The sequence below is a fragment of the Micromonospora sp. DT53 genome (assembly GCF_049841535.1).
GTDB lineage: Bacteria > Actinomycetota > Actinomycetes > Mycobacteriales > Micromonosporaceae > Micromonospora.
Genome location: NZ_JBNCKM010000001.1, coordinates 22,886 through 45,710, shown reverse-complemented (window position 1 = coordinate 45,710; position 22,825 = coordinate 22,886). Strand labels below are relative to the sequence as shown.

Genomic DNA, 22,825 nt, shown 5'->3' with positions numbered 1-22,825 from the left:
CGCAGATGACGAAGCCCCGAGGGCACCGACGCCCCGGATCCCGCACGAGAGACGCGTACATCGCGTCGATCTCGGCGTGGTGGCTGAAGTAGCCAAAACCTCCGGGGGGTAGGCCCATCTGGGGCGCGCACCGAGGCTAACACAGCGACGCGGGCAGGATCATTCACCGTTTTTGGAGCATGACCGAGGCGACTTCTGCCATGACCGCCAACGCCCAGTCGAGTTGTCGGCACTCGCTGCGTCCTCGGCACTCCAGGCACCCGCCTGCCCGCCACGGCCGGTCGAGCGCCCGGGTCCAGTGAGCATCCAGCACCCGCTTGGCCATGAACAGTTCGGTCGCGGTGGACACCGGTTCATCGATTGGCATGTTCGGCGCCTCCGCGCGATCCGAAGTAGCCCGCCCTGGGGGCCGAAGCCTTGCGATGAACTCCCTCAGGGCGGGCAGACCGGATACCTCAGGAGTGCTGAAGTCCAGGAGCACCCGGTCACTGTCTCGCTGTATCTACTGTCTCAGTGTAGTCAAGTTCTCACTATCTCCACTTTGCTGCGTTGCCGCCTTGTCTCGATCACGCCCGAGCTGGAAACATGATCTCCGCTGAAGTCCGGGAGAGCCGCTCATGCCGACGAGACCACCGCACTACCTCCGCGTAGCGGATGACATCGAGCAAAAGATCCGCTCGGGCGAATACTCGCCTGGCCAACAACTGCCCTCGGTGTCCGAGATCGGCGAGCTGTACAACGTGGCACGCTCCACGGCCTATCGAGCCGTCAAGGAGCTGCACGACCGGAACCTGATCTACGGCCAGCAGGGCCAGGGCGTCTTCGTCGCCGACAGCTAGAAGCCGAGCGGTCTAGGCGGTCAGCGGGCCTCTGGGTCGAGGCCGAGCACGGCCCGTCCGCCGTCCACCGGCAGCGTCACCCCGTTGACGAAGCTCGCCGCGGGCGACAGCAGGTACGCGACCGCCTCGGCCACCTCCTCGGCCCGCCCGATGCGGCCCACCGGGTGCAGCCGGGTCAGCTCCGCGTCGATCCACTCGGCCTGGGTGGGCTCCTGGGTGGCCAGGAATTCGACGTGCCGTTCGGTGGCGATCGAGCCGAGCGCGACCGCGTTGGCGCGGATGCCGTGCCGCCCGTACTCGACGGCCAGCGCCCGGGTCAGCCCCTCCACGGCGGCCTTCGCCGTCGCGTACGGCAGGGCACCGGACACCGGTCGACGGGCCTGGTGGGACGACACGTTGACGATCGCGCCACCGGCGGCGCGGGCCAGGAAGCGGCGGACGGCGACCGCGGCGCCCACCACGGCCGGGCGCAGGTTCACGTTGATCAGGTCCAGCACCGTGTCGGCCGACGCGGAGTGCAGCGTGGCATCGCGGAACACCGCCGCGTTGTTCACCCAGCCGGTCAGCGGTGCGGCGCGGTCCGCCAGTTCAGCGGCGCGCTCCGCCACCTGCTCGTCGGCGGCGTCGCCGACCACCGCGACGAGCCGATCGGCAGCCGGATGGCCGGCCAACCAGTCGACCGCGTCAGCGTCGCGTTCCAGGACGACGATCGTGGCGCCGGTCGCCACCAGCCGTTCCACCACGGCCCGGCCGACACCGCGACCGCCTCCGGTCACCACGCACGACGTGGACACGGCTCAGCCCTCCGGCCGGCGGTGGACGACCACGCAGGCCAGGCCCGGCCCGGCGTGCGCGGCGACGACGGCACCCGCCTCGGAGACGTACGTGTCGTGCAGCCGGTCACCGAACCGCTCGGTCAGCGCGGTGCGCAACGCCTCGGCCCGTTGCGGCGCGGCCAGGTGGTGCACTCCGAGATCCACATCGTCACCGTCGGCCGCCTCGACGGCCAGGTCCACGAGACGGGCTACTCCCCGGCTGGCGGTGCGGACCTTCTCGCGCAACACGATCGCCCCGTCCGGCATGTGCATGATCGGCTTGACGGACAGCGCGGTGCCGACCAACGCCTCGGCCGCGTTGATCCGGCCGCCCCGGCGGAGGAACTCCAGCGTGTCGACGTAGAACCAGACGGTGGTGCGGGCGATGGCGGTGAGCGCGGCGTCGCGTACACCGGCAAGGTCGGCGCCGGTCTCGGCGGCGGTGGCGGCGGCGATGGCCGGAAAGCCCAACCCCATGCCCGCCGACCGGCTGTCCACGACCTCGACCCGTCCGTCCAGGTCGGCGGCGGCCAGCCGGGCGGCCTCCACCGTGCCGGACAGCGCGGCGGAGAGGTGCACCGAGACGATCCCGTCAGCGCCGGCGTCGAGCAGTCGGCGGTACGTGCGGGCGAACTGCTCGGGTGCCGGGCGGGAGGTGGTCGCCGTGACCCGGCGGGCGCTCAGTGCCAGGGTCGCGTCGGCCGGTTGGGTCTCCACCCCCTCCAGCCCTTCCGCGCCGTTGAGTACGACGGTCAACGGGACGACGGTCAGCCGGTGCGCCTGCACCAGCTCGGGCGGAAGGTAGGCGGTGGAGTCGATGACAACCGCGACGGGCATGCCCGGCACGCTAGCCGATCGAGGCCGCGAACGCCGAGGCGCGAGTGCTCAGATCGCGTCGACCGCGACCGGGGCGGTGATCAGGCCGACGTTGTGCGCCCGCAACTGCCAGCCACTGACGTCCTGCGGACGCCCGATGGCCGGCGCGCGGTCGTCGTGCCGCAGCTCACTCCAGTGGCAGTTGGCCAACGAGCCGACGGAGCGCAGCACGCCGGTGTCCCAGCCGAGCAGATGACCCATCCCCTGCCGGGAACCGCCACCGTGGGTGGCGATCACCACCGTGCCGCCGGGTGCCGCCTCGGCCGCCTCCCGCAGCGCGAGGCCGACCCGCTCGCCGAGGTCGTGCAGAGGCTCCACGTCCGCGCCCGGGTCCGGGTCGCCGGCCCGCCAGCGCGCGTACTCCTCGGGGAAGCGCTCGGCGACCTCGGTGAGGTGCAGACCCTGCCACTGGCCGAAGTGCCGCTCGCGCAGCCGGGCGTCGGTGCGTACCGGAAGCCCGGTCAGCGCGGCGAGCGCCGCGGCGGTCTCCGCGGCGCGGCTCAGGTCGCTGGACACGATGGCGTCGGGTCGCAGCGCCGCGAGCAGCGGCGCGGCGGCGCGGGCCTGGTCGCGACCCAGCTCGTTGAGGGGTACGTCGGTCTGCCCCTGGACGCGGTTGGCGGCGTTCCAGTCGGTGTTGCCGTGCCGCCAGACGATCAGTCGGGTCATTCGGCGGCGGCGGACGACCCGCTGGCGTCGGCCTCGACCAGGTCGCGGTCGACGAACGGGATGGTGGGGCAGTCCTTCCAGAGGCGGTCGAGCCCGTAGAACTCGCGCTCCTCGGTGTGCTGGACGTGCACCACGATGTCGACGTAGTCGAGCAGCACCCAGCGGCCACCACGCTCGCCCTCGCGCCGCACCGGCTTGGCCTTGTCTGGCAGCTCCAGCAGGCTCTCCTCGATGGCGTCGACGATGGCCAGCACCTGACGCTCGTTGGGGGCAGCGGCGAGCACGAACGCGTCGGTGATGGCGAGCTGGTCGCCGACGTCAATGATCGTGATGTCCTGCGCCTTCTTGTCGGCGGCGGCCTGGGCGGCCGCGATAGCCAGCTCGTGAGCGCGTTCGGAAATCGTCACCGTTCTCCTTCGATCAAGCGTGCGATCCTCCAAGCGTCTCATACCCGCCGGCACACCGATCGTCCAGTTCTGGTCGGTTAGCGCCACGAACCTGGGCATAACGGGTGCGCTCAGCGCTGATAGAGGCTCCGCTTGGCGATGTACTGCACCACACCGTCGGGGACCAGGTACCAAACCGGCTCACCTCGGGCGACCCGAGCGCGACAGTCGGTCGACGAGATGGACATCGCGGGCACCTGGATCAGGCTGACGGTGTCCGCCGGAAGGTGCTTGTCGGTCAGCGGGAAACCGGGCCGGGTCACGCCGACGAAGTGGGCCAGCTCGAAGATCTCGTCCAGGTCCTTCCAGGACAGGATGCGTTGCAGGGCGTCCGCGCCGGTGATGAAGAACAACTGCACCTTCGGGCCGTACTCGGTCTGAAGGTCACGCAGCGTGTCGACCGTGTAGGTGGGCCCACTGCGGTCGATGTCGACCCGGCTGACCTGGAAGCGAGGGTTGGAGGCGGTAGCGATCACGGTCATCAGGTACCGGTCCTCGGCCGGGCTGACCGGCTCGTCGGCCTTCTGCCACGGCTGCCCGGTCGGGACGAAGACCACCTCGTCCAGGCCGAACCGATCCGCCACCTCACTGGCCGCGACGAGGTGCCCGTGGTGGATCGGGTCGAAGGTGCCACCCATGATCCCGATCCGCCGGATATCTTCCTCCACCCAGTGATCGTAGGCCGACCGTCGTGGGCGACAGTCCCGGCCCGGCACCGCCGTCCGTCACCCCCTCCGGGCCGACCCGCGCAGCGATCACCCCGATGCCCCGCGATGATCCACTCGGCTTCCTGAAAACCGGCCCTTCGCGGAGACCCGGACACCGCGAGTTCATGAAACCCGAGTCGATCACGCAAGCGAAGCGCGCCGCACGGGGGTCGCGGTCGATCACGCAAGCGGGCACGCCGCACGGGGTCGCGCCAACTCCGGCCGTCGGCGTATATTCGTGTACGAGTAATCGTCTACGAGCGAAGGGAACCGTCGTGCCGAAGCGGCGCAAGGTCGGCAACCTGCTGGCGCTGGCTGTGCTGTCCGCCCTGGTCCAGCGGCCGATGCACCCGTACGAGATCGCCACCGCACTGCGCGCCTGGGGCAAGGACCAGGACATGGAGTTCAAGTGGGGGTCCTTCTACACGGTGATCGGCAACCTGGACAAACACCACCTGATCGAGGCGGTGGAGAGTGTGCGCGAGGGCCGACGCCCGGAACGCACCGTCTACCGGATCACCGACGCGGGGCGGGCGGAGCTTGTCGACTGGGCTCGCGAGCTGGTCTCCACCCCGATGGCGGAGCATCCCCGTTTCCGGGCCGGGTTGTCCGTGCTCGCCGCGCTGCATCCCGACGAGGCCACCGACCTGCTGCGGCGACGGCTCGACCTGCTGGAGGGCGCGATCCGCGAGGACCGCGACGCTCTCGACGCGCACCTGCGGGAGATCCCGCGACTGTTCCTGGTCGAATCGGAGTACGACCTCGCCATGCGGAACGCGGAGGCGGCCTGGCTGCGGGCGCTGCTCGCGGAGCTGACCTCGGGGAGCTACCCCGGGTTGGACACCTGGCGGGTCTTCCACGAGACCGGCGAGATGCCTGCCGAACTGACCGAGTTGGCCGAGAGAGCCAGCACCCCGAAGGCCAGCCCCGACACCTCAACCACCGACACCCCGGAGGCCAGCCCCGAAAGCGCCGACAGCACCGACACCACCGGCTGAAGAACGAACGGCCCCGGCGAGGTGCGCCAACACCTCACCGGGGCCCTGACCCCGAACCGACGCCTGGGAAGGCACCCGGCCCGAAGCGGCAACCACGAGGATAACCGGGCTCCCTCCCAGGTCCGCGCGCCCGCGCACCGACCACACGAGGTCCGTGCGCCCGCGCCAACGACCACACCAGGTCGCGCGCCCGCGCCAACGACCACACCAGGTCCGTGCGCCGGCGCGCCAACGACCACACCCAGGGAGAGAACATGACCACGGTACGAACCGCGATCGTCGTCGGCGGTGGCATCGCCGGGCCGGTGACAGCGCTCGCGCTGCGCCGCGCCGGCATCACCGCAACCGTCTACGAGGCGTACCCGACCACGGCCAGCGGCATCGGCGGCACCCTCGCCCTCGCGCCCAACGGCGTGGCGGCTCTGCGTACGGTCGGCGTCCGCGAGGCGGTGACGGCGATCGCCACACCGATCGCACGCAGCGCTCTGGCCATCGGCCGCCGCCGCATCGACATGCCCACGCTGACCGGGGTACCGCCGCTGCACGTGGTGCATCGGGCCGAGCTGTACCAGATGCTGCACGACCAGGCGACCGCCGAGGGCGTGCCGTTCGCGTACGGCAAGCGGCTGGTCGACGCCGAGCAGACCGGTGACGGTGTGCTCGCACGATTCGAGGACGGCACCACCGCGACCGCCGACATCCTCGTGGGCGCGGACGGGATCCGTTCCACGGTCCGGGAGCTCATCGACCCGGCCGCGCCCGGCCCCCGGTTCACCGGACTGCTCGGCTTCGAGGCGGTCGCCCGACACGAGGTGGACGCCGAGCCGGGCACGATGACGTTCGCGTTCGGGCGACGCGGCTACTACCTGTACTGGCCGGAGCCCGGCGGTGGCACCCGGTGGGGCGCCAACCTGCCGCAGCAGCGGCCGATGAGCCTCGTCGAAGCTCGGGCGGTGCCGCCGGAGCAGTGGCTGGACACGCTGCGCGCCACCTACGGCGACGACGACCCGGGCCGGGAGTTGATCGCGACCAGCAACGCCGACGACCTCCAGGTGGTCGGGTCGTTGCAGATCATGCCGCCCGTGCCGCACTGGCACCGGGGCCGGATGGTGCTGGTCGGCGACGCGGCGCACGCGCCGTCGAACAGTTCGGGGCAGGGCGCGTCGTTGGCCATCGAGAGCGCGGTGCAGCTCGCCCGCTGCCTGCGCGACCTACCGGACGTCCAGGCGGCGTTCGCCGCGTACGTGCGGCTGCGTCGTACCCGGGTGGAGAAGGTCGCCGCCCGCGCGGCCCGGATCAACCATGCGAAGGCTCCCGGTGCGGTCGCGCGGACGCTGATGCCGTTGCTGATGCCGCTGATGGTGCGCACGGTGCTGGACCCGGAGAAGACCGTCGCCGACGAGCAGCGCTACGTGATCGACTGGGACGCGCCGGTCACGGCAGAGCCCGCCCTGCGCTGAGCTGTGGCCGCGCGGGGTGGCCGGCCAGCCACCCCGCGCCGGCCACCCGGCCCGTCCCGCACCGGCCACCGCACGGCGGCCCGTCCCGCGGCGATCAGGCCACGCTTTCCAGCCCGCGCTCGTCGGCGTTTCAGGCCGAGGCGGCGGCCGTTGCCGTCCGGGCGACCAGCGCGCGGCGCAGGTCGTCGTCGGCGTCGGTCACCACCCGGCGCAGGCCGGGAGTCAGGTCGTCGCGGGCCAGCAGCGCCGCGGCCGCCTCCCGGGTGGGCTGCGCCACGGCGTAGCGGGGGAACGCCAGGGCCGCCACCCGGTCAGCCGTCCAGGGGGTACGCCGGTGCGCGGCGGCCGGCATCTCGGCGAAGTACCTATCGACGTACGCGGCGGTCAGCTCGGCCTGTTCGGGTTGCCAGAACCCCTCGGCGATCGCCTCGAGCAGTCGACTGGACAGCCCGGTGTCCCGCAGGATGATCTCCCAGGTCGCCTGCTTCGCTGCCGGGTCGGGCAGGGCCGCCCGGCAGTGGGCGGCCCGTTCCGCGCCCGTGGAGCTGTTGTCGGCGGCGACCTCGATGGCGATCTCCGCCTCGCCGGCGGCGCCCAGCACCACCAGTCGGCGCAGCACCGACCAGCGCAGCTCCGCGTCGACCTGCAGACCGGTCGGCACGTCCCGGCCGGCGAGCCAACCGACGAGCAGATCCGCGTCGGTGGTCGCGGCGATCCAACCCCGCGCGGCGGCGAGCTGCAGCGACTCCCCGGCCGGTGCGCCGTCGAGCAGCCGCTGGCAGGCCCCCGCGACCCGGGCCAGCGCCGTGGAGCGGGTCAGCGGGTCGAGGTAGCGGTCGACCAGGGACCGGCTGAGCGTCAGCACGTCCTCCGCGATGATCACCTCGGTCTCGGCGGGCAGCGCGGCTACCACCAGGTCGACCAGGCCGGTGACCGGGCGCTCGCCGTCGGTCGCCGCGTCCAGCGCCTCGCGCCAGAGCACCGCCCTCGCCAGCGGGTCGGTCAGCGCGGGCAGCACCTGCGGGACGGCGGCTGCCGACGCCGGGTCGAGGCGTACCTTCGCGAAGGTGAGGTCGCCGTCGTTGAGCAGCAGCAGCCGGGCCGCCGGCTCGCCGGTCAGCGCGCCGAGCACCGTCCGGCCTCCGTCGGCGCTCGGGTCGATGTCGACCTCGTCGCGCCGCCCGGTGCCGTCCGTCGCGTAGCGGCCCACGCCGATCCGGTGTGGGCGCAGCACCGGGTACGACTCGGGCGCCGTCTGCACCACGGCCACCTCGGTGTAGCGGCCCTCGGCGTCCACGGCGACCTCGGCACGCAGGGTGTTGACCTGCGGTCGGCGCAACCACAGCTCGGCCCAGTCGGACAGGTCCCGTCCGCTGCTGGTGGAGAGGCTGGCCAGCAGGTCGGCGAGGGTGGCGTTGCCGAAGCGGTGTGCGGCGAAGTGCGCGTTCAGACCGGCGAGGAATGCCTCGTCGCCGAGCCTCGCGACCAACTGCCGCAGGACGCTGGCCCCCTTGGCGTACGAGATGCCGTCGAAGTTGAGCAGGCCCTCCTCGGCGTCGGCCACCTCCCGTGGGGCGATCGGGTGGGTGGAGGGCCGCTGGTCGGCGGCGTACCCCCAGGCCTTGCGACGCATGGCGAAGGTGGTCCAGGCCTGACCGAATCGGGTCGCCTCGGCGGTGACCCGGGTGCCGAGGTACTCCGCGAAGGACTCGTTCAACCACAGGTCGTCCCACCAGCGCATGGTGACCAGGTCACCGAACCACATGTGGGCCATCTCGTGGGCGATGGTGCCGGCCCGCTGCTCGCGCTGGGTGTCGGTGACCACCGAACGGAACACGTAGTCGTCGCGGAAGGTGACCAGGCCCGGGTTCTCCATCGCCCCGCCGTTGAACTCGGGCACGAACGCCTGGTCGTACTTGCCGAACGGGTAGCGCTCGGTGAAGAGCTGGTGGAACCGGTCCAGGCACTGCCGGGTGATGGTGAAGATCTCCTCGGCGTCGGCGTCCAGGTGCTCGGCGAGCGACCGGCGGCAGTAGATGCCCAGCGGTATGCCGTCGTGCTCGGCCCGCCGGACGTGGTACGGCCCGGCGATCAGCGAGAAGAAGTATGTGGCCAGGGGCGCGCTCGGGGCGAACTCCCAGCGCCCGGGCACCGGGTTGGCGGCCAGCTCGGCGTTGCCGGCGACGATCCACTGCGGCGGGGCGGTGACCGAGAGGGTGACCGGGGCCTTGAGGTCGGGCTGGTCGAAGGCGGCGAAGATGCTCGGCGCGTTGTCGAGGAAGGACTCGGCGTAGAGGTAGGTCTCGCCGTCGGCCGGGTCGACGAAGCGGTGCATCCCCTCCCCCGTCCTGGAATAGGCCATCTCGGCTTCGACGATGAGCGTGTTCGCCGCGGCCAGGTCGTCGAGCGGCAGCCGGTTGTCGGTGAGCAGGTCGGGATCGAGGTCGCGGTCGTTGAGGCGTACGCCGAGCAGTTTGGCGGGCTTGACCTCGGCGAAGGTCGCGGCGCCGACGGCGGCCTGGAACCGGATCTCGACGCGGGAGCGGAACAGATCGCCGCCGCCGGTCAGGTCGAGGTCCACCTGATAGGAATCGACAGTAATCGCCGCGCCACGCGCGGTCGCCTCTACACGGGTCAGGCTCGGCATCCGCTTATCCTGCCCGATGGGGATCGGCACCCGGTCACCACACGACCCTCGGCACTGGAGGAAAGAACAATGGCGCAGCACCCCAAGGGCGACTTCGACCTCTCACGGGCGGTCTGGCAGCGGGCCGAGGGGGACACCTCCGACAGCGCCGTTGAGGTCGCCTTCGTCGACGACCTGATCGGGATGCGTAACTCGGCCGAGCCGGACGGGCCGGTGCTGGTCTTCAACCAGGCCGAGTGGGACGCCTTCGTGGCCGGAGCGCAGGACGGCGAGTTCGACCTGGACTGATCGTGCGCGCCGACCCGTCGGCGTTGGATCGCCGTGCCGGTGCCCGTGGTCGGGACACCGGCACGGCCACGCGGACGGGCTGGTCGACGCGCTGCCGGATCGACCGCCCGGGACCTGTGGTCACCCATCGCCGGGGCCGTCGCCGTCGCCCCAGCCCAGGCCACCGGGGCCCGGGGCGTGGTGGAAGCCCGGATGGTCGGCCACGTCGACGCAGCGCTCCCCGTCCGGGCCGACCGCGCCGCAGAACAGCCGCTCGGCCCGCTGCCAGGCGTCCGCCGGTGACAGGGCCGCCGCCCCGAGTGCCACCTCCGAGCGGAGCAGGCTCAGCGCCTCGGCGTACGCCACGGCCAGCTCGCGCGCCTCGGCCGGGCCGGGCGCGGTGAAGCCCAGGTGCACGGTGAAGAACCGGTGCGGCCGGGTGGGCCGCCGCGGTGGCCCGATGAGTGACCGCCCGTCGCGGCCTCCGCCTAGTGCTCCGGCCACTCGCCTCTGCCGCCAGTGCGGCGATCTGTTGTCGCGCATCCGCCCTCCCCGTGGTTGTCCCACCAGCAGCAAACCAGGTTCCGCCGCCCCCGGGAGGGGCCAGCCGCGCGGGGTTCAGCAGCGTCGACGGGGGTAAGCGCGGAGCAAACGTCGACCAGCCGCACCCGCGCGTGAGGAGACCCGATGGCGACCATGCCGGCCGATCGCAGCCCGGACAGCACCCTCGCGCTGCTCCGCTCCGGTTACCGGTTCATCGGCGAGCGCTGCGAGCGGTACGGCAGCGACGTCTTCCGGACCCGGATCCTGCTCGCCCCGACCATCTGCCTGCGCGGTCGGCCGGCGGCGGAGCTGTTCTACGACAACTACCGCTTCCAACGCGCCACCGCGATGCCGCTGCGCGTGCAGCGGACCCTGACCGGTCGGGGTGGGGTGCAGGGGCTGGACGGGCCGGAGCACTCCGACCGCAAGGCCATGTTCATGTCGATCATGACGCCGGCCGCGATCCAGCGGCTCGGCCAGCTCTTCGACGACGAGTGGCAGACCCGGATCACCCCCTGGGAGGACGCCGGTCCGGTGTCGCTCTACGACGAGCTGGGTCGGATGCTGACCCGGGTGGTGTGCGCCTGGGCGGGGGTACCGCTGCCCACGTCGCAGGTCGAGCGCCGCGCGGTCGAGCTGCACGCCATGATCGAGGCTCCGGCGGTGATCGGCCCCCGGCACTGGTGGGGACGGCTCGCCCGGTACCGCGCCGAACACTGGCTCGCCGACCTCGTCGAACGGACCCGGGTCGGTCTCGCTCCGGCGCCGGACGGCAGCGCCCTGGCCGTGATCGCCGAACACCGGGACGGGCGCGGCAACCTCCTCCCCCGACGGATCGCGGCGGTGGAGCTGCTCAACGTGCTGCGCCCGGTGGTCGCCGTCGACCAGTACATGACCTTCGCCGCGCTCGCCCTGCACGACCATCCGGCCTGGCGGGAAAGGGTCCGGGACGACGACGAGGCCACCGAGCACTTCGTTCAGGAAGTACGCCGCTACTACCCGTTCTTTCCGATGGCAGCGGCCCGGGTCCGGCGGTCCTTCGACTGGCAGGGCCACCACTTTCCGAAGGGCCGGCGGGTGCTGCTCGACCTCTACGGCACCAACCACCACCCGTCGATCTGGCCGCAACCGGAGCTGTTTCGCCCGGAGCGGTTCGCCGGCCGCCGGGTGGACCCGTTCGAGCTGATCCCGCAGGGCGGCGGCGACCACTGGGCCGGGCACCGCTGCGCCGGCGAGTGGATCACCATCGACCTGATGAAGCGGGCGGTCACCAACCTGGCCACCACCATGCGCTACGAGGTGCCCGTCCAGGACCTGGCCCTGGACCTGCACCGGATGCCCGCGCTGCCGCCCCTCGGGCTGACCCTGACAAACGTCCGCCGCGCCGTCTGAGGGGGGCGACGATCGTGCGTGGCCGAGGTGACGAAGCGGCACGGCGGACCAACGCCCCACCGACCCTCCTACCGATGACGTACGTGCTGCCGCTGCGCTGGCACACCGACAGCGGCCGGACCGAGCTGACCGACTACCTGCGCTGGCTGGGTGACCGGGTCGAGGTGCTCGTGGTCGACGGCTCGCCTCCGGAGCTCTTCGCGCGGCACGCCGCGGCGTGGCGAGGGCTGGTCCGGCACCTCCCACCGGACCCGAGCGAGCGCGGGCTCAACGGCAAGGTGCTCGGCGTACGCACCGGTGTCCGTGCGGCCGGCCACGAGCACGTGGTGATCGCCGACGACGACATCCGGTACGACGAGGCCGCGCTGACCGCCGTACACCGGCTGCTGGGCCGGGCCGACCTGGTACGACCGCAGAACTACTTCGACCCGTTGCCCTGGCACGCGTGGTGGGACACCGGTCGCACGCTGCTCAACCGGGCGCTCGGAGCGGACTACCCGGGGACCCTCGCCGTGCGGCGCAGCACCTTCCTCGCCATGGGCGGGTACGACCCGGACGTGCTCTTCGAGAACCTGGAGCTGATCCGCACGGTGCGCGGGTACGGCGGCACCGAGGCCACCCCGGCCTGGCTGTACGTCCGCCGGCTGCCTCCGGACGCCGCGCACTTCCGCGGTCAACGGGTCCGTCAGGCGTACGACGATCTGGCTCAGCCGGCTCGCCTGCTGACCGCGCTCGCGGTGCTGCCGGCGCTGACGGCGGCGGTCGCGGCGCGCCGGCCGAGGCTGCTGCTCGGCGCGCTGCTCGGGGTCGTCGCCCTGGCCGAGACGGGTCGCCGCCGCGCCGGTGGCGGCCGGGTGTTCCCGTCGACCACCGCGCTGGCGGCCCCGCTCTGGCTGCTGGAGCGCGGTGTGTGCGGCTGGCTGGCGGTAGCCCAACGCGTCCTACGAGGTGGTGTCCGCTACGGCGACACCCGAATCCGCCGAGCCGCCAACCCCGCCCCGCAAACCCGCGCGATCTTGCAGTTTCTGTCGCGACGAAACACCCCAGAGACGACAAAGGCCCAACCGTAAGTGCACGATCGCGAGGGAAAGGTCGGGGGGTGGGGCGCGACAGCTCGCGGGCACCCTGGGGTGGCCGCGAGCTGCCGCGTCGGGGCTAGCGGGTGGCGTGGTCCTTGACGTCGTGGGCGGCGGACTTCGTGTCGTCCTTGACCGCGTACACGGCGTCCTGAGCGGCGGACTTCACCGAATCGGCGGCGTGCTGGGCCGGCTCGCGCAGCTCGCTCGCCACCTCGCCCAGCTTCTCCTTCACCGCCCCGCTGTGCTCGCCGACCTTGGCCTTCACCTGGGTGGCGGCCTCCTGCTCACGACGGGAGGCCGGGATCAGCGACGAGGCCAGCCAGCCGACCCCGAACGCGATCAAACCGGCGGCGAGAGGGTTGCCCTGGGACTTCTGCCGGATCACCCGCGGCGCGCTGTGCGCGGCGTCGCTGACAGTGGAGGCCGCCGACTGCGCGGCGTCGCTGACGCTTGAGGCCGCCGACGAGGCGCGGTCACCCACCGAGTGGGCGGCCTGGCCGGTGCCGTGGCCGAGGTCCGACGCGGTTCCCATGACCTTGTCCCTCACATTCTGCAGAGCGGAACGCGCCCGCTGCTTGCGGTCGTCGACGATGCGGCTGGGGCTGACCTTGTACGCCAGCGCATCCACATCGGAGCTGAGGCTGTTACGTGTGGCTTCGATCTCCCGGCGGATCTGATCGGGATCGGTGCTCATCGGGTGACTCCCTCCGGGTGGGGCTTGAGCGCGTCGGGGATCCGCTGCACGCTGTCGTTGGTCTGCTTGAGCCCGCGTACGTGCTGGGCGTTCTTCTTGGCCATCGAGTAGAGGACCGCGGCGACCACGGCCCAGATCACGGCCACGATCAGCGCGGCCAGACCGGAGTCCATGACGTTGTCCAGGAACTGCCACACGGCGATGGACACGAAGAGGGCCACCATGTAGCCGCCGAAGCCGGCACCACCGAAGAGGCCCGCGGCCTTGCCGGCCTTCTTGCCCTCCTGGCGGATCTCGGCCTTGGCCAGCTCCACCTCCTGACGCATCAGCGTCGACAGGTCGGTGGTGACCTGACGCATCAGGTCACCCAGCGAACTGCCCTTCACCTCCGACGCGGTGTGCGGGGCACCCGCGTCAGGGTGGTAACCGGAGTCCAGTCCGGACCCCTGCGTCGGCATGCTCATGCCGTCGCCTCCCTTCGGATGACTCGGCGGCTCACGGGCGGGGGCTGCCGCTGGACGGCACGCCGGGCAGCGGGTCGGTCTGGGTCACCGGCGGCAACGGCTGACCGGTGCCGGAGTGCTCCGGGTAGTCGTCCCGCCCGGGCTCGGCGTAGCCGCCGGGCGCCGGGTCGGCGTAGTTACCGGGCGCCGGGTCGGCGTAGGTGCCGGGCGTCTGGTCGGCGTAGCCACCGGACGTCGGCGGGGTGTGCGTGCCGGGGGTGGGGTCGAGGTAGCCGCCCGGCGGGACGGCGTCCGGCACCTCGCGGGACGCCGGCGGCTGCGTCGGGATCACGGCGGTCTGCTCCGGGTCGTACGCCCCGGCGCCCCGATAGGTCGAGGAACCGTTGCCGGAGTCGTCGCCACCGGCGGAGATGCCACGGGTCAACCGGCCGGCCAGCACGCCGAGAACTGCCGCGCCGACCAGGAAGGTCCCCGGGTTACGCCGCGCGTAGTCGCGTACCTCGGTGATCAGGTCGCCGGGCTCGCGCTGCTCAAGCCAACCGGCGACGCCGTGCACCCGATCGGCGGCCTGACGGGCCAGCTCGGTCACCGGGCCGGCCTGACCACCCTGCTCGGCCATCGAGCGCATCTCGTCGGCCAGGGAACGCAGCCCACCGGCGGCTCGGCGCTGCTGCTCACCGGTCTGGCTGGCGAGCTGGCTGCGGGCCTCGCCGTACAGGTTGCGGGCCTGCCGGGCCGCCTCACGGCCGACCTCGGTGCCCTGCTCCTTGGCGGTCTGGGCGACCGCGCCACCAGCCTGCGCGGCCTCCGACCCGACCTGGCGCGCCTGGTCGCGGACGCCACCGCCGTTGGTCGACTGCTGCCCGTAGGTGGAGGACGTAGATGAAAGATCGTAAGTCATGATTTCCCTTCCGCTCAGAAAGTCGTCGCGGTTGTGCTGGGGGGATGCGGCGCGTTGCCACCGCCGCTGACCATTCACCTACCCTGCGTTCTCCCTTCCATACCTCTTCGTGCATTTCTCTGCGCGGCCCACCGGATGGACTTCAAAATGGAGGATCGTCGGGCTGCGTCACGTCGCCGCTGCGGACAGTGAGGTTCGCGAGGCCGGCAGATCCACGGAGGGGGCAGCGATGGCACGAGACGCGCGGGGCGGCCGAGGGGCCCGCCCCCGACCCCGGGTACAGCTGGCCGCGCTGGTCGTGGCCGGGGTCTTCCTGCTGATCGGCGTCCTCGGCTTCATCCCCGGCGTCACCACCGACTACGGCGAGCTGAGGTTCGCCGGGCACCACTCGGACGCCCACCTGCTCGGGCTGTTCCAGGTGTCGATCCTGCACAACGCGGTGCACCTGATCTTCGGGCTGGCCGGCCTGGTGCTGGCCCGCAGCGTCGCCGGCGCCCGGGTGTTCCTGGCCGCCGGCGGCGCGATCTACCTCGCTCTCTGGCTGTACGGCCTGGCGATCGAGGCGGTCAACCCGGAGGGCGGGGCGAACATCCTGCCGGTCAACGACGACGACAACTGGCTGCACCTCGCGCTCGGCTTCGGGATGCTCGCGCTGGGGCTGCTGCTGTCGAACCAGGCGGGCACCGGTGGACGCCTGGACAGCCCCGCCGACCGGCACTGAACTGGACTTTTGTGGTTTCGCGGTCACGCCCACAGGGGTAATCGGCAGGCGAAGGAGGTGCGCTCATGCCTCGTTGGCTGCGTGACAACGCCCTGGCCGTCGCCATGCTGGGGGCGTTCCTGGTCTTTCTGGTGTTGCAGAGCGTCTTCGGGTGGCAGACCCACAATGAGGAGCTGACCGAGTTCGGGGCCGCGCCGCTGAGCTGGCCGGCGTACCTGACCAGTGGGCACTTCGCCGAGTCGGTCTTCGAGAACTGGGAGTCGGAGTTCCTCCAGATGGGCGGGTACGTGCTGCTCACCGCGTACCTGGTGCAGCGGGGCTCGGCCGAGTCCAAGCCGATGGACCAGACCGACCGACCGGAAGACGACGAGCGCCGGGCGACCCCGCAGTCACCCTGGCCGGTACGCGTCGGCGGCCTGCCGCTGGTGATCTACCGGAACAGCCTCTCCCTCGCGCTGCTGCTGATCTTCGCTGGTTCGTTCGTCGGCCACCTGCTCGGTGGCACCGCCGCGTACAACCAGGAGCAGGCGCTGCAGAGCGGGGCGCCGCCGATCGGGGTGTGGGAGTTCCTCGGCACCAGTGACTTCTGGTTCCAGTCCATGCAGAACTGGCAGAGCGAGTTCCTCGCGGTCGGCGCGCTGATCCTGCTGAGCATCGTCCTGCGCCAGCACGCCTCGCCGGAGTCGAAGCCGGTGACCGTCGCGCACGCCAGCACCGGCGCCTGAGACGGCGGTCGCGGCCACGACGACGACCGTCAGGCCGCGACCGGCAACCGCTTGGCGAAACACACGCTGTACGGGTTGCCCACGTACTCGCCGTAGACCGGGATCCGCTGGTAGCCACACGACGTGTACAACGCGATGGCGGCCGGCAGGTAGGTGCCCGTCTCCAGGCAGACCACCGAGTGCCCCTGCCGGAACGCGCACTCCTCCAGCGCGGCGAGCAACTGACGGCCGATCCCCCGCCCCCGGTACGCGGGCCGGACGTACATCCGCTTGACCTCGCCGGTCTCGGCATCGAGCGCCTGGAGCCCACCGCAGGCGACCGCCCGGCCGTTCACCACCACCGCCAGGTAGCGGACGTCGTCGTGGGGGACGAAGACCTGCCCGTCCAACCCACCATCGGCCTCGCGCAGCTCACGCTGCTGTGCGGTGACCATGGCGGCGATCTCCGGATCGATGGCAGGCCGGGACTCGATCAGCATCACCCCACGCTAGGACGCGTGGATTTCGGGGAGGTTTCCGGAAATCAACCCCGCCACGGAGCGCAACGAACTACTCGGCGTCGTCCTCGTCGTCGAGGTCGGCGTCGAGGTCGTCGGACGCGTCCGCGCCCACCTCGTCGGCCGACCGTACCCGGCGGGCCTTCCTGGCGGCGAGCCGATCCGCGGCGGAGGCCCGGTTCGACTTCTCCTCCAGGCGGACGTCGGTGCCCCGGTTGCCGGGTACGAAGTCCACACCGGCGAAGAGCGTCGGCTGCCAGTCGAACTCGCGTGCACCGATCCGGACCAGGTCACCGGGCTGCGCGCCGGCCTTGGCCAGCTTGTCCTCCACCCCGAGCCGGGCCAGCCGGTCCGCCAGGTAGCCGACCGCCTCGTCGTTGTCGAAGTTGGTCTGCTTGATCCAGCGTTCCGGCCGTACGCCGCGGACGGTGAACGAACCGTCCGTCTCGGCCGTGATGGTGAAACCGTCGTCGTCCACGGCCATCGGGCGGATCACGATCCGGGTCGGCTCGGCGGGCGGAGCGGCCTTACGCTCCGCATCGACCAGCTCCGCCATCGCGTAGGTCAGCTCCTTGAGCCCTTCCCGGGTGGCCGCGGAGACCTCGAACACGCGGTAACCGCGCTCCTCCAGGTCGGGGCGCACGATCTCGGCGAGATCGCGGCCGTCCGGTACGTCGACCTTGTTCACGGCGACCAGCCGGGGGCGTTCGGCCAGGCCGCCGTACTGGCTCAGCTCGGCCTCGATGGCGTCGATGTCGGCCACCGGGTCACGGCCAGGCTCCAGCGTCGCCGAGTCGATGACGTGCACCAACACCGCACAACGCTCAATGTGCCGCAGGAACTCCAGGCCCAGCCCCTTGCCGGTGGCCGCGCCGGGGATCAGGCCCGGCACGTCCGCGACGGTGAAGGTGTGGTTGTCCATCCGGACCACACCGAGGTTGGGCACCAGGGTGGTGAACGGGTAGTCGGCGATCTTCGGCTTGGCAGCGGAGATCACCGAGATCAGCGACGACTTGCCGGCGGACGGAAAGCCCACCAGGCCCACATCGGCGACGCTCTTCAGCTCCAGCACGATGTCCAGTTGGTCGCCGGGCTCCCCCAGCTCGGCGAAGCCGGGTGCCTTGCGCTTGGCGTTGGCCAGCGAGGCGTTGCCCCGCCCGCCGCGCCCGCCCCGGGCGACCTCGAAGGTGGTGCCGGCGCCGACCATGTCGGCCAGCACGGTGCCATCGGAGGTCTGCACCACTGTGCCGTTGGGCACCTTGAGCACCAGGTTGCGACCGTTGGCCCCGTCCCGGTTCGAGCCGGCGCCGCCCTTGCCGCTGTCGGCCTTGACGTGCGGGTGGAAGTGGAAGTCGAGCAGCGTGGTCACCTGCGGGTCGACCACCAGGGACACGCTGCCCCCGTGCCCACCGTTGCCGCCGTCCGGTCCACCGAACGGCTTGAACTTCTCGCGGTGGATCGAGGCACAACCGTGCCCGCCATCGCCGGACTGCAGGTGCAGTACGACCCGGTCAACGAACGTTGCCACGGCGTCAATCCTTCCAGCGAGGCTCGACCTCGCACTTCGTGAAAAAAGCTAAGCGGGCCGGGACCCGGAGGTCCGCGGCCCGCTTAGCCCCAGAACTACTGCTGCGGAACGATGCTGACGGTCTTGCGACCGCGCTTGGTGCCGAACAGGACCGCACCGGCGGACAGCGCGAACAGCGTGTCGTCGCCGCCACGGCCGACCAGGTCACCGGGGTGGAACTTGGTGCCACGCTGCCGGATGATGATCTCACCGGCGCTGACGACCTGACCACCGAAGCGCTTCACGCCGAGTCGCTGGGCCGCGGAATCACGACCGTTACGCGAGCTGGACGCACCCTTTTTGTGAGCCATTGGAGGACGACCTACTTCCCGCTGGAGATGCCGGTCACCTTGACCTGGGTCAACGGCTGGCGGTGACCCTGGCGCTTGTGGTAGCCGGTCTTGTTCTTGAACTTGTGGATCCGGATCTTCGGGCCCTTGGTGTGCGCGGCAATTTCGCCGGACACCGCGACCTCGGCAAGCTTCGCCGCGTCGGTCACCAGGTCGTCACCGTCGACGAGGAGCACCGCGGTGAGCTTCACCGCGTCACCGGGGGCACCGGTGAGCTTCTCGACCTCGATCACGTCGCCCTCGGCGACCTTGTACTGCTTGCCGCCGGTCTTGACGATCGCGTACATCGGAGGCGGACTCCCTGTCGTTGAGGCTGCTGGCGGTCGTCCCCGCGGCGGCTCGCCGGGTAGCAGTGCACGGCGGCGCGGGCACACGGGAACTCGGCACACCAAAGGTGGGCCGCAGGCAAGAGTACGCCATCGCTGGCCCGGACCCCAAACCGGCCCGCCCTGGTCAGCGCGCGCAGAGCTGATCGAGGCGCTGCTGGAGCCTGTCGAGTTCGGTCTCGTCGATCGACTCGACGTCGGCGCCGAGCGCGGAGACTTCGGTCCCGAGGTCGGTGAGCAGAGTCTTGAGCTGCGGATCGTTGGTCCGCGCCGACTGCTCCCGCAGCGCGGCCCGCCAGTCGACGAGCGCCGCCTCGGCCCGTCCCCGGGCGGCCTCGGCCGTGCGGCTGTCCCCGGCGCCCACCGCCGCGAGCATCTGGCCCAACTGCGCCACGTACGTCTGGACGGCAGTGGTGCTGGCCTCCCGCGCTGCGGTGCAGACCTGGTTGGCGTCGCCACCCGCCACGCCACCGCTGGCCGGCATGCCGGTCGGGCCGGGAGCGGTGCCAGCGGCCGCCGAGCCGGCGCCGCCCTGGGCGGTCGGGTCGGTGGAGCAGCCGGTCGCGCCGGTGAGCATGGTGAGCAGCGCGGTGACGGCGAGCAGACGGCGCATGTTCTTCTCCTGACCTGGGACGGCCGATCGAGGACCGGGTGGCCGCAACGACGAGGTCCCTCCCCCGTCACTTTGCCGGGAGAGGGACCTCGTCAAACACGTGGCCGGTCAGGCGCTCAGGGGCGGGTCCGCCGACGGGTGCCACCCCGACGCGACCGGCGACGGCCGCCACCGCCCTCGGTGGTGTCCTCGTCGCCCTCACCGTCAGCGAGCGCGTCCGGGTCGTCCGCCGCGGCCAGCCGAGCCGACTCACCCTGCTGAGCGTCGGAAATCGCCGGAGCGGCGGCGGTTTCCGACTCGTAGCGGGACAGGTCGTAGCCCATGGTGTCCTGGTAGTCGGCGTCCGGTTCGGCCGTGGTGTCGGTGTCGACGACCTCGACCACGGTCCGCTCGGCCGGGGCGTTCTTGCGGGCCCGGCGGCGGGACGACGTGGCTGTGGCACCCGGCTCGACCGCCGGAGCGGGAGCCACCGACGCGGCGACCGCCTTGACCTTCTCCCCCGCACCAGCGGCACGCGGCTTCTCCGGCACCGGCTCGGTGTGGATGACGACGCCTCGGCCCTTGCAGCACTCGCAGGTCTCGCTGAACGCCTCCAGCAGGCCCGCGCCGATCCGCTTACGGGTCATCTGCACCAGGCCGAGCGAAGTGATCTCGGTGACCTGGTGCTTGGTGCGGTCCCGGCCCAGGCACTCGGTGAGCCGGCGCAGCACCAGCTCCCGGTTCGACTCCAGCACCATGTCGATGAAGTCGATCACCACGATGCCGCCGATGTCACGCAGCCGGAGCTGACGGACGATCTCCTCCGCCGCCTCCAGGTTGTTACGGGTGACGGTCTCCTCCAGGTTGCCCCCGGAGCCGGTGTACTTGCCGGTGTTGACGTCGACGACAGTCATCGCCTCGGTGCGGTCGATCACCAGCGAGCCGCCGGAGGGCAGGAAGACCTTGCGGTCCAGACCCTTGATGATCTGCTCGTCGATCCGGTACTCGGCGAAGACGTCGCTCGTGCCGACGTGCCGGCGCACCCGGTCCACCAGGTCCGGGGAAACGTGCGACAGGTACGACTCGACGATGTCGTACGACTGCTCGCCCTCGATCACCAGCTCGCGGAAGTCTTCGTTGAACAGGTCCCGGACCACCCGGATGACCAGGTCGGGCTCCCCGTAGAGCAGCGCCGGGGCGCCACCCTCGGCGGCCTTGGCCTGGATGTCCTCCCACTGCGCCTGGAGCCGCTTGACGTCGCGGGCCAACTCGTCCTCGGTGGCACCCTCGGCGGCCGTCCGGACGATCACGCCCGCGCCGTCCGGGACCAGCTTCTTGAGCACGTCCCGCAGCCGCTTGCGCTCGTTGTCCGGCAGCTTGCGGCTGATCCCGGAGGCGTTGCCGTTGGGCACGTAGACCAGGTGCCGGCCGGAGAGCGCGATGTGGCTGGTCAGCCGTGCGCCCTTGTGCCCGATCGGGTCCTTGGTGACCTGGACCAGCACCGAGTCCCCGGAGCGCAGCGCCTGCTCGATCGAGCGAGCGCGCCCCTCCAGCCCGGAGGTGTCCCAGTTGACCTCACCGGCGTACAGCACCGCGTTGCGGCCCCGGCCGACGTCGACGAACGCGGCCTCCATGCTCGGCAGCACGTTCTGCACCTTGCCCAGGTACACGTTGCCGGCCATCGTCCCGGAGGAGTTGCGGGTGACGTAGTGCTCGACCAGGACGCCGTCCTCCAGAACGGCGATCTGGGTGCGGTCACCGCGCTGGCGGACCGCCATCACCCGGTCGACGGCCTCCCGGCGCGCCAGGAACTCCGACTCGCTCAGGATCGGCGGGCGGGTACGGCGCTGCTCACGACCGTCGCGGCGGCGCTGGCGCTTGGCCTCCAGCCGGGTCGAGCCGGACACACCCTGCACCTCGTCGACGGTCCGGCGCGGCTCGCGGATCTTCACCACGGTCGGCACGCCGTCGTCCGCCGCGCCCTCGGTGTCACCGGCGCCACGACGGCGGCGACGGCGGCGACGACGGGTCAGGCCGTCCCCGCCCTCGGACTCCTCGTCCTCGTCGCCCTCAGGCTCGACCTCGGCGGTCTCTTCCTCATCGGCCTGCGCCGCCTCCTCGGACTCCTCGTCCTCGGCGTCGTCGGCCCCGCCCTTGCCCCGGCCCCGGCCGCGGCGACCACGCCGGCGGCGGCGGCGCGCGGCGGCGCTGTCCTCGTCGTCCTCATCCGCCTCGGTGGCCTCGTCGGCCTCCTCGGTCGGCTCCTCCTCGGCCTCGATCGCCTCGATCGGCTCCACCGGCTCGACCTCGCGGCGACCACGCCGACGGCGGCGGGACGGCTCGGCGGCTTCCTCGACGGCCGGCTCCTCGGTCGCCGCGACGGGCTCCACCGGTCGGGTCACCGGCACGGCGTCCGGCTGGGGCGCCATGAACAGCACGGTGGGCGCGGAGAGCGCGGCCCGCCGACGACGGGTACGTGGCTGCTCCGGCTCGACCTCGGCCGGCTCGTTCGGCTCATCCGCCACACCGGGGACTGCCACACCCGGCGGCACCTCGCCGGAGCGGTCCTGCGCGCCACTGCTCCAGGGGAGCTCGGCGGCGGACGTGCTCGGGAGGGTTTCGGAGTCGTTCAACTCGGCCTCGGCCTCGCGCAGGTCGGACTCGGCCGGCTCCGCGTCGATGACCGGCTCCTCGACGGCGGGCACCTCGTCGGCGGCGACCGGTGGCTGCTCGGTGGCGGGCGGCTCCTCGACGGCGGCCGGGGTGGCCTTCTTGCGCCGGGTACGGGTCACCTTGACCGGCGGAACCACCTCGGCCGAGGCCGCCTCCGCGGAGGCGGCGACAAGCGGCTCCTCGGCGGTCGTCTCGACGGCGGTGGCCTTGCGGCGGCGCCGGGGGGTCTTCGGGGCGACATCCAGGTCACCGGAGATCGGCGCGAAGACCTCCGCCTGCGGCGACTCGGCGCTGCCGGCCCCACCGGTGGACGCCTCGACCGGGGCATCGGTCTGCTCCGGCTGGTTGAGCGGGGCGGCCCGACGACGGGTCGCCCGGGTGCGCCGCACCGGTGCGGCGGGCTCGCTCTCCGCGCCGGCCGGTGCCACCGAGGCCGAACCGACGGCCGTGGTGGAGGTCTCGACGGCGGCGCCGTCGGCCGTGGTGCTCTGGTCGGTCTGGTCGGCGGTGTCTCCGGCCGGCTGTGAACCGGTCCGTTCGCCGCCCTCGGGCTCGTTCTCGAGCATGGACGTTCTCC

General features: G+C 71.7%; 25 protein-coding genes. 8 read left to right on the top strand and 17 right to left on the bottom strand.

The genetic code is table 11. From position 1 onward, the window contains the following. Window positions 1–163: 163 nt before the first annotated feature. Window positions 164–367 carry a hypothetical protein gene (locus tag ACLQ3B_RS00215; RefSeq protein ID WP_141710518.1) on the bottom strand — a complete coding sequence of 68 codons (204 nt, stop codon included), beginning with the start codon at window positions 365–367 and terminating at the stop codon, window positions 164–166. 250 nt (window positions 368–617) lie between these two features. Between ACLQ3B_RS00215 and ACLQ3B_RS00210 the strand changes: the two genes are divergently transcribed. After that, window positions 618–839, top strand: coding sequence for a GntR family transcriptional regulator (locus ACLQ3B_RS00210; RefSeq protein WP_425776274.1), 222 nt, complete (start codon window positions 618–620; stop codon window positions 837–839). 20 nt (window positions 840–859) lie between these two features. Here ACLQ3B_RS00210 and ACLQ3B_RS00205 read toward each other — a convergent pair whose 3' ends face one another. From ACLQ3B_RS00205 to nadD, 5 genes are all read right to left on the bottom strand, one after another. Further along, a complete protein-coding gene (locus tag ACLQ3B_RS00205) occupies window positions 860–1,633 on the bottom strand; it encodes an SDR family NAD(P)-dependent oxidoreductase (RefSeq protein WP_425776272.1) in 774 nt (257 codons plus the stop codon). 3 nt (window positions 1,634–1,636) lie between these two features. Then, complete coding sequence (locus tag ACLQ3B_RS00200; RefSeq protein ID WP_425776271.1) at window positions 1,637–2,491, bottom strand: DegV family protein; 855 nt, start codon at window positions 2,489–2,491, stop codon at window positions 1,637–1,639. Between the two features lie 48 nt (window positions 2,492–2,539). After that, window positions 2,540–3,199, bottom strand: a complete 660-nt coding sequence (locus ACLQ3B_RS00195) for a histidine phosphatase family protein (RefSeq protein ID WP_425776269.1) — start codon at window positions 3,197–3,199, stop codon at window positions 2,540–2,542. Further along, window positions 3,196–3,606, bottom strand: coding sequence for a ribosome silencing factor (gene rsfS / locus ACLQ3B_RS00190; protein WP_425776267.1), 411 nt, complete (start codon window positions 3,604–3,606; stop codon window positions 3,196–3,198). Before rsfS ends, ACLQ3B_RS00195 begins: the two co-directional genes overlap by 4 nt. Before the next feature lie 110 nt (window positions 3,607–3,716). Then, window positions 3,717–4,313, bottom strand: coding sequence for a nicotinate-nucleotide adenylyltransferase (nadD, locus tag ACLQ3B_RS00185; RefSeq protein WP_425776265.1), 597 nt, complete (start codon window positions 4,311–4,313; stop codon window positions 3,717–3,719). A 314-nt stretch (window positions 4,314–4,627) separates the two neighbouring features. On the opposite strand from nadD, the gene ACLQ3B_RS00180 reads away from it, so the two are divergent. Next, the gene (locus ACLQ3B_RS00180) at window positions 4,628–5,350 is read left to right on the top strand and encodes a PadR family transcriptional regulator (RefSeq protein WP_425776264.1); all 723 of its coding nucleotides are present in this window, start codon (window positions 4,628–4,630) and stop codon (window positions 5,348–5,350) included. A gap of 254 nt (window positions 5,351–5,604) precedes the next feature. Further along, window positions 5,605–6,810, top strand: coding sequence for an FAD-dependent monooxygenase (locus tag ACLQ3B_RS00175; protein WP_425776263.1), 1,206 nt, complete (start codon window positions 5,605–5,607; stop codon window positions 6,808–6,810). Window positions 6,811–6,940: 130 nt separating this feature from the next. On the opposite strand, the gene pepN is transcribed toward ACLQ3B_RS00175, so the two are convergent. After that, window positions 6,941–9,457 carry an aminopeptidase N gene (pepN, locus tag ACLQ3B_RS00170; RefSeq protein WP_425776262.1) on the bottom strand — a complete coding sequence of 839 codons (2,517 nt, stop codon included), beginning with the start codon at window positions 9,455–9,457 and terminating at the stop codon, window positions 6,941–6,943. 69 nt (window positions 9,458–9,526) lie between these two features. Here pepN and ACLQ3B_RS00165 point away from each other — a divergent pair, with 69 nt between their 5' ends. Then, window positions 9,527–9,745: a DUF397 domain-containing protein gene (locus ACLQ3B_RS00165; RefSeq protein ID WP_425776261.1), complete on the top strand. Its 219-nt coding sequence runs from the start codon at window positions 9,527–9,529 to the stop codon at window positions 9,743–9,745. 120 nt (window positions 9,746–9,865) lie between these two features. Here the strand turns inward: ACLQ3B_RS00165 and ACLQ3B_RS00160 are convergent, their stop codons facing one another. Continuing rightward, window positions 9,866–10,267: a hypothetical protein gene (locus ACLQ3B_RS00160; RefSeq protein ID WP_425776259.1), complete on the bottom strand. Its 402-nt coding sequence runs from the start codon at window positions 10,265–10,267 to the stop codon at window positions 9,866–9,868. Window positions 10,268–10,411: 144 nt separating this feature from the next. Here ACLQ3B_RS00160 and ACLQ3B_RS00155 point away from each other — a divergent pair, with 144 nt between their 5' ends. Both ACLQ3B_RS00155 and ACLQ3B_RS00150 read left to right on the top strand, forming a co-directional pair. After that, window positions 10,412–11,659 carry a cytochrome P450 gene (locus ACLQ3B_RS00155; protein WP_425776257.1) on the top strand — a complete coding sequence of 416 codons (1,248 nt, stop codon included), beginning with the start codon at window positions 10,412–10,414 and terminating at the stop codon, window positions 11,657–11,659. 74 nt (window positions 11,660–11,733) lie between these two features. Continuing rightward, complete coding sequence (locus ACLQ3B_RS00150) at window positions 11,734–12,729, top strand: glycosyltransferase (protein WP_425776255.1); 996 nt, start codon at window positions 11,734–11,736, stop codon at window positions 12,727–12,729. Window positions 12,730–12,814: 85 nt separating this feature from the next. On the opposite strand, the gene ACLQ3B_RS00145 is transcribed toward ACLQ3B_RS00150, so the two are convergent. From ACLQ3B_RS00145 to ACLQ3B_RS00135, 3 genes are read right to left on the bottom strand one after another with little or no spacing between them, the layout of a single operon-like run. Next, window positions 12,815–13,432 carry a DUF3618 domain-containing protein gene (locus ACLQ3B_RS00145; RefSeq protein ID WP_425776254.1) on the bottom strand — a complete coding sequence of 206 codons (618 nt, stop codon included), beginning with the start codon at window positions 13,430–13,432 and terminating at the stop codon, window positions 12,815–12,817. Beyond that, window positions 13,429–13,896, bottom strand: coding sequence for a phage holin family protein (locus ACLQ3B_RS00140; protein ID WP_196919305.1), 468 nt, complete (start codon window positions 13,894–13,896; stop codon window positions 13,429–13,431). The genes ACLQ3B_RS00145 and ACLQ3B_RS00140 overlap by 4 nt, the downstream gene beginning before the upstream one ends. Before the next feature lie 31 nt (window positions 13,897–13,927). Beyond that, window positions 13,928–14,797 (bottom strand): hypothetical protein, encoded by an 870-nt coding sequence (locus tag ACLQ3B_RS00135; protein WP_425776252.1) that lies wholly within the window; start codon window positions 14,795–14,797, stop codon window positions 13,928–13,930. 229 nt (window positions 14,798–15,026) lie between these two features. Between ACLQ3B_RS00135 and ACLQ3B_RS00130 the strand changes: the two genes are divergently transcribed. Further along, on the top strand, window positions 15,027–15,518 hold the full coding sequence (locus tag ACLQ3B_RS00130; protein ID WP_425776250.1) for a DUF4383 domain-containing protein: 492 nt from the start codon (window positions 15,027–15,029) through the stop codon (window positions 15,516–15,518). Window positions 15,519–15,583: 65 nt separating this feature from the next. Further along, entirely contained in the window at window positions 15,584–16,243 is a 660-nt protein-coding gene (locus ACLQ3B_RS00125; RefSeq protein ID WP_425776248.1) for a DUF6766 family protein, read from the top strand. A 29-nt stretch (window positions 16,244–16,272) separates the two neighbouring features. Here the strand turns inward: ACLQ3B_RS00125 and ACLQ3B_RS00120 are convergent, their stop codons facing one another. From ACLQ3B_RS00120 to ACLQ3B_RS00095, 6 genes are all read right to left on the bottom strand, one after another. Next, window positions 16,273–16,722, bottom strand: coding sequence for a GNAT family N-acetyltransferase (locus ACLQ3B_RS00120; protein ID WP_425776246.1), 450 nt, complete (start codon window positions 16,720–16,722; stop codon window positions 16,273–16,275). A gap of 70 nt (window positions 16,723–16,792) precedes the next feature. Next, window positions 16,793–18,268, bottom strand: a complete 1,476-nt coding sequence (gene obgE / locus ACLQ3B_RS00115; RefSeq protein WP_425776244.1) for a GTPase ObgE — start codon at window positions 18,266–18,268, stop codon at window positions 16,793–16,795. A gap of 95 nt (window positions 18,269–18,363) precedes the next feature. After that, complete coding sequence (gene rpmA / locus ACLQ3B_RS00110; RefSeq protein ID WP_007464062.1) at window positions 18,364–18,618, bottom strand: 50S ribosomal protein L27; 255 nt, start codon at window positions 18,616–18,618, stop codon at window positions 18,364–18,366. Window positions 18,619–18,629: 11 nt separating this feature from the next. Further along, window positions 18,630–18,944 carry a 50S ribosomal protein L21 gene (rplU, locus tag ACLQ3B_RS00105; protein WP_007464063.1) on the bottom strand — a complete coding sequence of 105 codons (315 nt, stop codon included), beginning with the start codon at window positions 18,942–18,944 and terminating at the stop codon, window positions 18,630–18,632. 166 nt (window positions 18,945–19,110) lie between these two features. Then, window positions 19,111–19,596 carry a hypothetical protein gene (locus ACLQ3B_RS00100; RefSeq protein ID WP_425776243.1) on the bottom strand — a complete coding sequence of 162 codons (486 nt, stop codon included), beginning with the start codon at window positions 19,594–19,596 and terminating at the stop codon, window positions 19,111–19,113. Window positions 19,597–19,712: 116 nt separating this feature from the next. Next, window positions 19,713–22,814 (bottom strand): Rne/Rng family ribonuclease, encoded by a 3,102-nt coding sequence (locus tag ACLQ3B_RS00095; RefSeq protein ID WP_425776242.1) that lies wholly within the window; start codon window positions 22,812–22,814, stop codon window positions 19,713–19,715. Window positions 22,815–22,825: the final 11 nt, after the last annotated feature.